This is a genomic window from Micromonospora sp. NPDC050417 (genome assembly GCF_044458865.1).
Lineage (GTDB): Bacteria > Actinomycetota > Actinomycetes > Mycobacteriales > Micromonosporaceae > Micromonospora_G.
Genome location: NZ_JBITIH010000002.1, coordinates 341,985 through 354,843, shown reverse-complemented (window position 1 = coordinate 354,843; position 12,859 = coordinate 341,985). Strand labels below are relative to the sequence as shown.

Here is a 12,859-nt window from a genome sequence, read left to right as displayed (position 1 = left end):
ACCAGCAGCCGTTCATCGTGATCTCACCCGGTACTCACCCGGCTGCCGGTGTGGGCGGGTCGCCCGGTGACCCGTCCGTCCTCTCCGGTGTGGAAGAAGCCCCGGGCGGCGGGTAACCCGGCGGCGGAAACCCTGCCGGCACATGTCCCAAGCCCGGTGTCGGGTAGCCCGGCATCCCGTATCCCATCGGCGCGTAGCCCACGGGTGGCGGATAGCCGTAGCCGGGCCAGTACGTCGGAAAGTGCTGGCGGGCGGAGAAGTAACGGTTCGCCGATGGCAGCAACAGCAGCACCGCCGCGCCGACGGCCAGCGCCACGGCGAGCAGAACCAGCACCGGGGAGACGAGCGCAATCGTGTCCCAGATCGGATCCTGGTCGCTGTAGAGCTGGTCGTAGAACTCGGATTCGCCAAAGTCCGGGCCAGCCGGAGAGTCCGGGTCAGCCGGAAAATCGGGGTCAGCCGGAAAGTCCGGGTCTGCGGGTGGCACGCCGAACATCGGATCCGCCAGTCCACCGAAGAGGAACAGCGGGAGAATCGCCGCCACCGCACCCTGGCCGGAACAGCAGAGCAGCATCAGGCCGACCGGGATCAGGGCGAAGATCCGGGCCACGTTCCGTCCCCGCAGCAACGGTGGTACGCAGACCGCCAGCCAGACCACCAGCAGCAGCACCACCGCACAGGGGATCAGCGTCGTCACGAGGTTGCCCATCCGCTCGCCGGTCACCTCCTCCGGTACGGCGTCGGTCAGCGCGGCGATCCGCTCGATCCGGTTGTCGTACGAGATCGCGTACCCCACCTGGAGCGCGATGTCGACCAGCAGCGCCGCACCGGCCGCCAGGAGCAGCCAGCCCGCGACGGTCACCCCGGACGGGCGTCCGGCCAAGGGGACGGCGGGGAACGGAAGGAAACCCGGCGGTGGCGGTCCGGCAGGCGGGCACGTCGATGCGTCGCTCACCGCCGTGAGGTTAGTGATCAGGAGCAACCGGCGACAGTACGCGATCAGCCAGTCGGTGCCGCCGTACGGATCGACGCGTAAGGATCAGGGGTGGTGGAGCTGTGCGGTGGCGTATTCGCCAAGGGTGGTCCGGTTCATCAGGCAGCCGGTGCAGGTGGTGAACTCGGCCGACTCCTCGGTGAGCGACTCCCAGGCGGCACGGGCCGCGGCCGGGTCGAAGCGGTTGAGCAGGCTCGCCGCGTACACCTTGCCGGCGGCCGAACCGTTCGCGAGCAGCCAGGAGATCTGCGAGCGCACCTCGTCCACCTTGCTGGGCAGCGCCACCTCCAGAGCGTGGTACGCCTCCGTCGGGGGCAGGACCTGGCCGGCGAATCCCACCCCGCCGAAGGCCACCACCTCGGCGACGCGGAGTTCGTGCACCGCCTCGGCGATGGCGTCGCTGGGTTCCGTCGACTGGGCCATGTTCCGATTGTGCCCCAATCGGGGCCTTACGAACCCGAATCCCGGTGGTTGCCCACCGCCCTGTGCGACGGTGCAACCACCGGGATCCTGGCTGGTCAGCCTGCGGAGACCGCCAACGCGTCCTTGCTCTCGGCCAGGTCGACCCGGACCACGTCGCCGTCGCGGATGTCGCCGGCGAGCAGGGACCGGGCGAGCCGGTCGCCGATCGCCGACTGGACGAGTCGACGCAGCGGGCGGGCGCCGTAGATCGGGTCGTACCCGTGGTCGGCCAGCCAGTCGCGGGCCGGGTCGCTGACGACCAGGGCGAGCCGCCGGTCGGCCAGCCGCCGACGCAGCCGGTCGAGCTGAATATCCACGATGGACCTCAGGTCGGCGCCGGTCAGGGCCGCGAAGACCACGATGTCGTCGAGCCGGTTGAGGAATTCCGGCTTGAAATGGGTACGGACCATCGCGAGCACCGCGTCGCGACGCTGCTCCTCGGAGAGGGTCAGGTCGGTGATCTGCCCCGAGCCGAGGTTGGAGGTGAGGATCAGGATCGCGTTGCGGAAGTCGACCGTACGCCCCTGCCCGTCGGTGAGGCGGCCGTCGTCGAGCACCTGGAGCAGCACGTCGAAGACGTCCGGGTGGGCCTTCTCCACCTCGTCCAGCAACACCACCGAGTACGGCCGGCGGCGCACCGCCTCGGTGAGCTGACCGCCCTCCTCGTACCCGACGTAGCCGGGCGGGGCACCGACCAACCGGGCCACCGAGTGCTTCTCGGCGTACTCGCTCATGTCGATGCGTACCATGGCCCGCTCGTCGTCGAAGAGGAACTCGGCCAGGGCCTTGCCCAACTCCGTCTTGCCGACCCCGGTGGGGCCGAGGAAGAGGAAGCTGCCGGTGGGCCGGTCTGGGTCGGCGACGCCGGCGCGGGCCCGACGGACCGCGTCGGCGACGGCGGCGACCGCTTGGGGCTGTCCGACCACCCGGGCACCGAGTGAGTCCTCCATCCGCAGCAGCTTGGCCGTCTCGCCTTCGAGGAGCCGCCCGGCCGGAATGCCGGTCCAGGAAGCGACCACGGCGGCGATGTCGTCGGCGCCGACCTCCTCCTTGAGCATCGCCCCGGTGGCCTGGACGACGGCGAGTTCGGCCTCCGCCTTGGCCAGTTCGCCCTGCATGGTGGGGATGCGGCCGTACCGCAGCTCGGCGGCGCGCTCCAACTCACCGTCGCGTTCGGCCCGTTCGGCCTCGCCACCGAGTCGTTCCAGTTCCTCCTTCGCGGTGGAGAGGCGGGTGATGTGCTCCTTCTCCTGCCGCCACCGGTCGCTGAGCGCGGTGAGCTGCTCGCGCTTGTCGGCCAGTTCCTTGCGCAGCCGCGTCAGGCGCTCGGCCGAGGCGGCGTCCGGCTCCTTGGCCAGCGCCATCTCCTCGATCTCCAGCCGCCGTACCGCCCGCTCGATCTCGTCCACCTCGACCGGACGGGAGTCGATCTCCATCCGGAGCCGGGAGGCGGACTCGTCGACCAGATCGATCGCCTTGTCCGGCAGAAAGCGTTCGGTGATGTACCGGTCGGAGAGGGTGGCGGCGGCGACCAGTGCGGCGTCGGTGATCCGTACGCCGTGGTGCACCTCGTAGCGCTCCTTGAGCCCACGGAGGATGCCGATGGTGTCCTCGACGGTCGGCTCGCCGACCAGCACCGGCTGGAACCGCCGCTCCAGTGCCGGGTCCTTCTCGATGTGCTCGCGGTATTCGTCCAGGGTGGTGGCGCCGACCATGCGCAGTTCGCCCCGGGCGAGCATCGGCTTGAGCATGTTGCCCGCGTCCATCGAGCCCTCGCCCTTACCGGCGCCGACCACGGTGTGCAGCTCGTCGAGGAAGGTGATCACCTGGCCGTCGGAGCCCTTGATCTCCTCCAGCACCGACTTGAGGCGTTCCTCGAACTGCCCCCGGTACTGCGCCCCGGCGACCATCGCGCCCAGGTCGAGCGAGACCAGCTTCTTGTTCCGCAACGACTCCGGTACGTCACCGGCGACGATGCGCTGGGCCAGTCCCTCGACGATCGCGGTCTTGCCGACCCCGGGTTCACCGATCAGGACCGGGTTGTTCTTGGTACGCCGGGAGAGCACCTGGATCACCCGACGGATCTCCGAGTCGCGCCCGATCACCGGGTCGATCTTGCCGGCGCGGGCGCTGGCGGTCAGGTCGACGCCGTACTTCTCCAGGGCCTGGTAGGTCTGCTCCGGGTCGGCGCTGGTCACCCGGCGGTCGCCGCCGCGTACGGCGGGGAAGGCCGCGACCAGGTCCTCCTCGGTGGCACCGGCGGTCTTGAGGGCCTGTGCCACCACCCCACCCACCCGGGCCAGGCCGGCGAGCAGGTGTTCGGTGGAGGTGTATTCGTCGCCCAGGGGTCGGGCGATCTGCTCGGCCGCACCGATCGCGTTGGCGAACTCGCGGGAGAGACTGGGTTCGGCGACGCTGGCACCGCGCGCGGCGGGCAGGTTCTCCACCGCCCGGGCTGCCGCCCGGCGGATCTCCACCGCGTTGGCGCCGACGGCGCGCAGCAGGCCACCGGCGGTGGAACCACCGGTGTCCAGCAGTGACAACAGCAGGTGCCACGGTTCGACGGTTGCGTGTCCGCGCTGGTTGGCGATGGCCACCGCTCCGGTGATGACTTCGCGGCTCTTCGTGGTGAGGCGTTCGGCGTTCATGGGCTCCCCTGATCGGCGTGTCCACTGGTGACGACACAACCAGAGTTGAGTCTATTCCGCTCAACTCTACGCTGTGACGCCGATCACTTCTCATGCCGTACCACCGGACCGACACCGCCCCTGATCAGCACGCCGATGCTCCTCGGGCAGCGTGAGCCGGCACACGGTACCGTTGCGCCCGTGCGAGTACGCGTAGAACAGACCGCCCTCCCCGGGATCGGCGTGCGTCACGACATGGTGACCACGTCCGGCCGCCGGTTAGGTGTGGTCACCCACCGCAATGGCCGACGTGACCTGGTCTTCTACGACCGGGACGACCCCGATGCCTGCACCGCGGACATCCCGCTGACCGACGACGAGGCGGAGGCACTGGCCGACATCCTCGGCGCCTCGCTGATGCTGGGTCAGCTCTCCGGACTGCGGCAGCAGGCCGCCGGCCTGCTCACCGAGCAAATCTCCATTCCGGCGGGGTCACCGTTTGTCGGGCGTCGACTGGGCGACACCAAGGCTCGCACCCGGACCAGCGCCTCGATCGTGGCAGTGCTGCGCGAGCGTGAGGTCATCGCCTCCCCGGACCCCTCGTTCCGCTTCGAAGCCGGCGACGTGGTGGTCGTGGTCGGGACCCGCAAGGGCCTCGACGGCGTCACCGCGATCCTCGCCGACGGCGATCCGGACGGCTGAGCGAATGCACGATCAGACCGTCCTGCTCATCGAAGTCGGCGCACTGCTGCTCGGGCTCGGCCTGCTCGGTCGACTCAGCCGGCGGATCGGTCTCTCTCCGATTCCGCTCTACCTCCTGGCCGGCCTGGCCTTCGGCCACGGCGGCATCGTGCCCCTCTCGGCCAGCGAGGAGTTCTTCGCCGTCGGCGCCGAGATCGGCGTGATCCTGCTGCTGGTCATGCTGGGGTTGGAATACACCGCCAGCGAACTCGTCGGCAACCTGCGTGCCGCCGCTCCAGCCGGACTGATCGACGGGCTGCTCAACGCGCTGCCCGGGGCGGCCTTCGCGCTCCTGCTCGGTTGGGGCTGGCTCGCCGCCGTGGTGCTCGCCGGCATCACCTGGGTCTCCTCGTCCGGCGTGATCGCCAAGGTCCTGGCCGACCTCGGCCGGCTCGGTAACCGGGAAACCCCGGTGATCCTGTCGATCCTGGTGATCGAAGACCTCGCGATGGCGCTCTACCTGCCGCTGGTCACCGCGCTGCTGGCCGGGATCGGGCTGCTCGGCGGCGCCCAGGCGCTGGTTATCGCGGTCGCCACCGTCGTCGTGGTGCTGGTGGTGGCAATCCGGTACGGGCACATCATCTCGCGCATGTTCGCGCCCCAGGATCCGGAGGCGCTGCTGCTCGGCGTACTCGGGTTGACCCTGCTGGTGGCCGGACTCGCGGCCGGGCTGAAGGTTTCGGCGGCAGTCGGCGCGTTCCTCGTCGGCATCGCGCTCTCCGGGCCGGTGGCCCACCACGCGACCCAACTGCTCTCACCGCTGCGGGACCTCTTCGCCGCCGTCTTCTTCGTCTTCTTCGGACTCGCCACCGATCCGGCCGACATGCCACCGGTGCTGCTCCCGGCCCTGGGCCTGGCGATCGTGACGATGGGCACCAAGGTGCTCACCGGCTACCTGGCCGCCCGCCGGGTCGGGATCGCCCTACCGGGTCGCTGGCGTACGGGGCTCGCACTGGTGCCACGCGGCGAGTTCTCGATCGTCATCGCCGGACTGGCGGTCACCTCGGCCGGTGTGGCGATCGAACCGCAGTTGGCCCCGCTCGCGACGGCGTACGTCCTGATCACCGTGGTCACCGGACCGATGCTGGCCCGGTTGCCGGACATGCGCTGGTTCAAGGACTGGCTGCGCCGCAAGGCACAGTCGGCGGCGATGAATCCGGCACCCGTTACGGACTGAATCATCCCAGCACGGGGGACTCTGCGTACTTTCGACGTAACGGCTTGATGAAATGGCACGTCAGGGTTCTTCCCCAGATCGGCGGCGGCACGCTACCGTGTCGCCGCAGCAGGTTGGTGGTGTGCACGGGATGCTGCGGATGTCCCGTGCTCGCGAGCGGAAGGTCGCCGGGTGAGCGTGCAAGAGACCGCGTTCCAAGGCTTCTCCAACCCGGTCGACCCGACTCCGGCCGAGTTGCGCGCCTGGGCCTACCAACCGGACTCGGTGCCGCTGCAATCCATGCCACAGGACTGGGACCTGCTGGTCTCCGGTGACCGGCTCATCACCACCCTCTTCGAGCTGGCGATGGACCGTTCCTGCCCGGCCCGCCGGTTCGCGCTGCACTGCCTCTACATCTACGCCGCCGACGGCATCCGGACCAAGTTCCGGGCCCACCCGAAGCGGCGACTGCGCAAGCTCGTCGAACAGGCCGAGCAGAACGGCGACGAACCGATGCAGGTGTGGGCGCACAACAGTCGCGTGCTGCTGGCCAGGCCGGAACTCTTCAACTACCACGAGTGGTGCGAGGGTGGCCTGGTCCGCCAGGGCCGCCGCCTCGGCTGAGAGCAGCACACACGACAACGCCCGCACCAATCTCGGTCGACTTCCGCCACCGGGCGCCGGTCACATCCATCGATCCCGAGCTGGGTGCCCCACCGGACTCCCGCGTCCTCTGCGAACGGTTCCTCGGCTGGGTGCCCGTACGACGCCACGGGTAGCGAGCGTCAGCTTGGACGTACCACGACCTGGGCCGGGGTCTTCGCCCCGAACAGCACCGCCGCGATGTCACTGAGCGTCTGGCCGCCGAGCTTCAGGGAGTCCTGGCCAGCGGGCATGTCGTACATCATCGCGAGAACGTAGCGCTGGTCCGGACCGACGAACCCGACCGAACTGGTGAGCCAATGATCCTTGCCGTTGTCGGTCTCGACCGACCAGCCGTTCTTGTTGCCCGGCTGCTGGTTGGCACCGGCGGCCCACACTCCCCAGTGCTGGATCGAGTCGGTGTCCCGCATCGCACCGACCAGGTACGACCGATCCTCCGGGTCGAGCGTCTTCAGCACGTACGACATCAGCGCCGCCAGGTCGGTCGGGGTGCACTTCATGAACCCCCAGTAGCGGGAGGACCCGGCGAAGGCGAGTTTCGACATCCCGTACCGGCTGGTGAACCGTCCGACCATCGCGTCCCGGCCGAACTTCTTCCAGATCGCGTCCGCCGCCTCGTCCGACGAGAACGCCAGCATGTCGGCGACCTTCTTCCGATCGTCGTCGGTGAGCGTCACCTCGCCCGAACGAGCGCGTTCCAGCACGCTGGTGACCATGGCGAGCTTGATGGTCGACCCGGTCCAGTAGCGGTGGTCGGTCGGACCGGTCCGCCACACGGCACCGGTCTTCCGGTCCCGCAGTTCGATCCCGAGCGATCCCGGCTTCTTCTTCACCAGGTCAGTGACGGTGGTGAACCGCTTCTGCCAGGTGCAGTCCCACCCGTTGGCGGGACGGCAACCGGCCGAACCCGTGGCGGACGCTCCCGTCGTTCCGGGGGCCGCGCCCATCCCGTCCCCCGGAGCCGGTACGGGGCTGGGAACTCCAGACGTACCGCCCGGGGAAACCCACCCGCCAACATCACCGCCAACGACCTCACCGCCGCCGCCACCACAGCCTGCGACCGACAACACCGCCAGCATCAGGCCGACCATGACTGTCAGGCTCCGGCGTGACCATCCCGCCCGGCGGTCCGCCACCCGCCGGCTGTCCGGCCGGTGGAACCCGCCCCGCGTCCGGACATCGAATCGCACGATCACACCGACGACCTTACGGATCATCCTTCGGGCAGGTCCGGCCGCCTCCCGCTGACCCGGTCCGGATCGGGACCCCCCGTGAATCCCGACCCGGACCGGCAGTCCCAAACTAGGCCAACGCCCCGCATCCCGGGCGGGAATGCGGGGCGTTCAGGTCTTTCGGTCGGATGCTTCACGGGCGACGCCTCACGAGCGGCGCGGGCGCCAGACGACGAGGGCTGTCGACACCTGGTTGGTCGGCACCAGATCGCGGCGGGGGAACGGACCGGCGGCAGCCGCCGCCTCCAGCTCCGCGACCCGGCGGTACGCGTGCTCCAGCTCGCTCTCGATCTGCTCCATCCGCTGCTGCAACTCGTCGACGAGCTGCTCCAGCCCGATGATCCGCTTGATGCCGGCGAGGTTCACCCCGTCGTCCTGGCTGAGCCGCTGCACCTCACGGAGGAGGGCGACGTCACGGGCGCTGTAACGCCGCCCGCCACCGGCCGCCCGACCCGGCTGGACCAGGCCCATCCGGTCGTACTGGCGAAGGGTCTGTGGGTGCATCCCCGCCATCCGGGCCGCTACCGAAATCATCAGCACCTTGGCATCGGACGACTGCTCGACCGAGATGATGATCTCTTCAGGCATCGCCACTCACCTCCGCTTCCGTCACCACTAACTAACCCGACGCACCCGAGCGTCAAGATGTTCCCGCGCAGCCGGCGAACTCTGCTTGGCGAACATCTCCAGTGCCTCGCGCGCCTCCGGGGAGAGCTGCGACGGCACCACCACCTCCACGGTCACCAACAGGTCGCCCTGCTGGCCATCGCGGCGGACCACTCCCTTGCCCCGCGCACGCAGAATCCGGCCGCTGGGCGTACCGGGCGGCACCCGCAGGGTCACCGCTCCGTCCATGGTCGGCAACCGCAGGTCGGTGCCGAGCGCCGCCTCGGCGAAGGTGATCGGCACGGTCAGGGTCAGGTCGTCGCCGCTGCGCCCGAAGAGGTCGTCGCCACGAACCTTGACCAGGACGTACAGGTCGCCGGCCAAGCCGCCGCGCTCGCCCGGTTCACCCCGGCCGGCGAGCCGGATCCGCTGGCCGTCCGCGACCCCGGCGGGGAACCGTACGTTGAGCGTGCGGGTCTTGGTCACCCCGCCGGTGCCCAGGCACTCCGGGCACTTCTCCTCCACCACCGTGCCGACGCCCTGGCACTCGCGGCACGGCTCGGAGAAGCTGAACGAGCCCTGGTTGCGGGTGACCACGCCGGCTCCGTGACACTGCGGGCAGGCACGCGGCTGGGTGCCGGGCTTGGCGCCGTCACCGTGGCAGGTGTCGCAGACACCCGGCGCCCGCAGGGTGAGCGGCAGGGTCACCCCGCGTACGGCGTCGTTGAAGTCGAGCGCCACCTCGGCCTCGACGTCACGCCCGCGTGCCGGGCCACGGGCACCGGGGGCGGCGCCGCCGCCCCCGGAGAAGATCGAGCTGAACAGGTCGGAGAAACCGGCACCGCCGAACCGACGATCACCGGCACCGCCGGCCTGACCGGCGTTGCCGAACAGGTCGGAAACGTCGAACGGGTAACCGCCCGGACCGGGCTGACCACCCGCGCGGGCATTGCGCCGGAACGCGCCCGAGCCGAAGAGCGACCGCATCTCGTCGTACTCGCGACGCTTCCGCTCGTCGGAAAGGACGTGGTACGCCTCGGAAACGGCCTTGAACCGCTCCTCCGCCTTCGGGTCTCCCGGGTTGTGGTCCGGGTGGGACTCCCGGGCCAGCTTCCGGTACACCTTCTTGATCTCGTCAGAGGAGGCGGACTTGCCCACACCCAGTACGGCGTAGAAGTCCTTCTCCAGCCAGTCCTTGGAACTCATCAGTCGTCCACCCCCTCCCTGATGTCGTGATCGGGGCGTACCTCACCCGCCGTGTAGCGGCTCCGGCACGCCCCGATCATGACAGTCGATTTCAACTACTCCGGATCCGCGACGGCCACGAGCGCGGGCCGCAGCAGCCGTTCGCCGAGCTGGTATCCCCGGCGCATCACATCGACGCAGGTGGGCTCGGTGACCTCGGCCGAGGTCTGGTGCGCCACCGCCTCGTGCCGGGTCGGGTCGAACGGGTCGCCCTTCTCCCCGAACGCAGTCAGGCCGAACCGGGTCAACGCCCCGTTGAGCTGATCGGCGACGGAGCCGAACGGTCCGACCAGGTCGCCGTGCTCACGTGCCCGGTCCAGGTCGTCCAGTACGGGCAGCAGCGCCGTCAGCACCGAACCCATGGTCTGTTCGGCCGCCACTCCCCGGTCCCGGTCGACCCGCTTGCGGTAGTTGGCGTACTCCGCCGAGACCCGCTGGAGATCCTTGGTCCGCTCGTCCAGCTCGGCCCGGAGCGCCTCCAGTTCGGCGCCGAGCGGGCTCGCCTCGACGGGGGCCCCGCTCACCGGCTTGGCCGGCGAGTCCACCACGGCTCCCTCGGGGCCGGTCGGTTGGTCGAGCTTCGGGCCACGGGCCTTGCCGTCGGCGAGTTCGACCTCGACCTCGGCTTCCTCGACCAGCTCGTCCAGGATCGGGGTGTCCGACTGTTCCGACTCGTCCGTCGACTCGTCGTCACCGGTCGGGTCGTCCAGATCGGCCTCGTCGGCCGGTTCCCCGGCGTCGACGGGGCCGGGCTCGTCGGCGGTTACGCCGGCTGCCGGGCCGCTGTCACCGTCGGGCTGGGTGATCTTCCGATTGTTCCGGATGACGACCCGCTCGGCGGCCTGCTCCTCACCCGGGCCGGAGCCACCCGGCGCCGACCCGGTGGTCTCCGGGTCGGCGGCTTGTGGCTTCTCCGTCATGGCTTCTCCTCGCTCCGCTCGGCCGCGCCACGATCCATCGGACCGTGCACGCCGATTCCCTTGCGCTGTTCGGCCACGCGACTACCTCGAACCGGACGGAGTCGAAGGCAGCCCCGGTCCCGGCCGCCCGCTGGCGACCGGGCCGGTGTGGTGGCGACGGGTCACTTCTTGTCGTCCTCGTCGACGATCTCCGCGTCCACCACGTCGTCGGCACCGCCGGCCGGCTTGCCGGTCGCGCCGGCACCGGTCGCACCAGCACCAGCACCAGCACCCGCGGCGCCCGGCTGCTCACCCTGCTCCGCCTGCTGCGAGTAGAGCAGCGAGCCTGCCTGCTGGGAGACCGTGGCCAGCTTCTCGTGCGCCGACTTGATCGCCTCAAGGTCGTTGCCGCCGAGGGCGCTACGCAGGTCGCCGAGGGCCTCGCTGATCTGGTCGCGGGACTCCGCCGGCAGCTTGTCGCCGCTTTCGGCCAGGAACTTCTCGGTCTGCCACTGGAGCTGCTCGGCGACGTTGCGGGTCTCCGCCTCTTCGCGACGACGCTTGTCGTCGTCGGCGTGGTCCTGCGCGTCGCGCATCATCCGCTCGATGTCGTCCTTCGGCAGCGCCGAGCCGCCGGTGATCGTCATCGACTGCTCCTTGCCGGTGCCCAGGTCCTTGGCGTTGACGTGGACGATGCCGTTGGCGTCGATGTCGAAGGTGACCTCGACCTGCGGCACCCCGCGCGGTGCCGGCGGCAGCCCGGTCAGCTCGAAGGTGCCGAGCTTCTTGTTGTACGCCGCGATCTCACGCTCGCCCTGGAAGACCTGGATCAGCACCGACGGCTGGTTGTCGTCGGCCGTGGTGAAGACCTCGGAACGCTTGGTCGGGATGGCGGTGTTGCGCTCGATCAGCTTGGTGAAGATGCCGCCCTTGGTCTCGATGCCCAGGCTGAGCGGGGTCACGTCGAGCAGCAGGATGTCCTTGACCTCGCCCTTGAGCACACCGGCCTGGAGCGCCGCGCCGACCGCGACGACCTCGTCCGGGTTGACGCCCTTGTTCGGGTCCCGGCCGATGAGCTGCTTGACCAGCTCGGAGACGGCCGGCATCCGGGTCGAGCCACCGACCAGGATCACGTGATCGACGTCGGAGACCTTGATCCCGGCGTCCTTGATCGCCTGCTCGAACGGGCCCTTGCAGCGGTCCAGCAGGTCCTGCGTCATGCGCTGGAACTCGGCCCGGGTGAGCGTCGCGTCCAGGTGCAGCGGGGCCGAGGGGGCACCGTCGCTGCCCGCCGGACCGGCAGTGATGTACGGCAGGTTGATGCTGGTCGTGGTGGCCGCGGACAGCTCGATTTTGGCCTTCTCGGCCGCCTCGCGCAGGCGCTGCATCGCCATCTTGTCCTGGGCCAGGTCGACGCCGTGCTGGCCACGGAAGGTCTTGACCAGGTGGTCGATGATCCGCTCGTCCCAGTCGTCGCCGCCCAGGTGGTTGTCACCACTGGTCGACTTGACTTCGATCACGCCATCGCCGAGCTCCAGCAGCGACACGTCGAAGGTGCCGCCACCAAGGTCGAAGACCAGGACGGTCTGCTCCTTGGAGCCCTTGTCGAGTCCGTAGGCGAGCGCCGCCGCGGTCGGCTCGTTCACGATCCGCAGTACGTTGAAGCCGGCGATCTCGCCAGCTTCCTTGGTCGCCTGCCGCTGCCCGTCGTTGAAGTACGCCGGAACGGTGATCACCGCGTCAGTGATCCGCTCACCGAGGTACGCCTCCGCGTCCCGCTTGAGCTTCATCAGCGTCCGCGCGGAGATCTCCTGCGGGGTGTACTTCTTGCCGTCGATGTCTACCGACCAGTTGGTGCCGACCTCCCGCTTGACCGACCGGATGGTCCGGTCCGGGTTGGTCACCGCCTGACGCTTGGCGACCTCACCGACGAGAACCTCGCCGTTGCGGGCGAACGCGACGATCGAAGGAGTCGTCCGCGAGCCCTCGGCGTTGGCGATGACGGTTGGCTCACCGCCTTCGAGAACGCTGACGCAGGAGTTCGTCGTGCCGAGGTCGATGCCGACCGCACGTGCCATCTTCGCTTCCTCGCTTCGTTACTAGGCAGGTGACGGGCACCGCCCGCAGCACACCCACCGCAAGTTGAGTGGACCGGACTCAATAGTGCCACGATCATGCTGGGCGTCAAGTCGGAGTTGAGTCACATCGACGCAACCCGACCGTTCGGCCCTCCC

The 12,859-nt window shown here is 69.5% G+C and carries 11 protein-coding genes; 3 read left to right on the top strand and 8 right to left on the bottom strand.

The window, feature by feature from the left end; translation table 11 throughout:
* Positions 1-34: 34 nt before the first annotated feature.
* From ACIBF5_RS04200 to clpB, 3 genes are all read right to left on the bottom strand, one after another.
* Positions 35-955, bottom strand: coding sequence for a hypothetical protein (locus tag ACIBF5_RS04200; protein ID WP_396807920.1), 921 nt, complete (start codon positions 953-955; stop codon positions 35-37).
* An 84-nt stretch (positions 956-1,039) separates the two neighbouring features.
* Positions 1,040-1,417, bottom strand: a complete 378-nt coding sequence (locus ACIBF5_RS04195) for a hypothetical protein (protein WP_396807918.1) — start codon at positions 1,415-1,417, stop codon at positions 1,040-1,042.
* Between the two features lie 95 nt (positions 1,418-1,512).
* Complete coding sequence (clpB, locus tag ACIBF5_RS04190) at positions 1,513-4,104, bottom strand: ATP-dependent chaperone ClpB (RefSeq protein ID WP_396807916.1); 2,592 nt, start codon at positions 4,102-4,104, stop codon at positions 1,513-1,515.
* Positions 4,105-4,284: 180 nt separating this feature from the next.
* Between clpB and ACIBF5_RS04185 the strand changes: the two genes are divergently transcribed.
* The 3 genes from ACIBF5_RS04185 (at position 4,285) to ACIBF5_RS04175 (ending at position 6,604) form a co-directional block, all read left to right on the top strand.
* Positions 4,285-4,785 (top strand): cation:proton antiporter regulatory subunit, encoded by a 501-nt coding sequence (locus ACIBF5_RS04185; protein ID WP_396807915.1) that lies wholly within the window; start codon positions 4,285-4,287, stop codon positions 4,783-4,785.
* A gap of 4 nt (positions 4,786-4,789) precedes the next feature.
* On the top strand, positions 4,790-6,001 hold the full coding sequence (locus ACIBF5_RS04180) for a cation:proton antiporter (RefSeq protein WP_396807913.1): 1,212 nt from the start codon (positions 4,790-4,792) through the stop codon (positions 5,999-6,001).
* A 171-nt stretch (positions 6,002-6,172) separates the two neighbouring features.
* Positions 6,173-6,604: a hypothetical protein gene (locus tag ACIBF5_RS04175; protein WP_396807911.1), complete on the top strand. Its 432-nt coding sequence runs from the start codon at positions 6,173-6,175 to the stop codon at positions 6,602-6,604.
* Positions 6,605-6,765: 161 nt separating this feature from the next.
* On the opposite strand, the gene ACIBF5_RS04170 is transcribed toward ACIBF5_RS04175, so the two are convergent.
* The 5 genes from ACIBF5_RS04170 to dnaK all read right to left on the bottom strand — a co-directional run bounded on the left by ACIBF5_RS04170 (position 6,766) and on the right by dnaK (position 12,703).
* Complete coding sequence (locus tag ACIBF5_RS04170) at positions 6,766-7,590, bottom strand: hypothetical protein (RefSeq protein ID WP_396807909.1); 825 nt, start codon at positions 7,588-7,590, stop codon at positions 6,766-6,768.
* A 432-nt stretch (positions 7,591-8,022) separates the two neighbouring features.
* On the bottom strand, positions 8,023-8,463 hold the full coding sequence (locus ACIBF5_RS04165) for a heat shock protein transcriptional repressor HspR (protein ID WP_396807908.1): 441 nt from the start codon (positions 8,461-8,463) through the stop codon (positions 8,023-8,025).
* 27 nt (positions 8,464-8,490) lie between these two features.
* Positions 8,491-9,687, bottom strand: a complete 1,197-nt coding sequence (gene dnaJ / locus ACIBF5_RS04160) for a molecular chaperone DnaJ (RefSeq protein WP_396807906.1) — start codon at positions 9,685-9,687, stop codon at positions 8,491-8,493.
* Between the two features lie 95 nt (positions 9,688-9,782).
* Positions 9,783-10,646 carry a nucleotide exchange factor GrpE gene (gene grpE, locus ACIBF5_RS04155; protein WP_396807904.1) on the bottom strand — a complete coding sequence of 288 codons (864 nt, stop codon included), beginning with the start codon at positions 10,644-10,646 and terminating at the stop codon, positions 9,783-9,785.
* A gap of 161 nt (positions 10,647-10,807) precedes the next feature.
* Positions 10,808-12,703, bottom strand: a complete 1,896-nt coding sequence (dnaK, locus tag ACIBF5_RS04150) for a molecular chaperone DnaK (protein ID WP_396807902.1) — start codon at positions 12,701-12,703, stop codon at positions 10,808-10,810.
* Between the last annotated feature and the right edge of the window lie 156 nt (positions 12,704-12,859).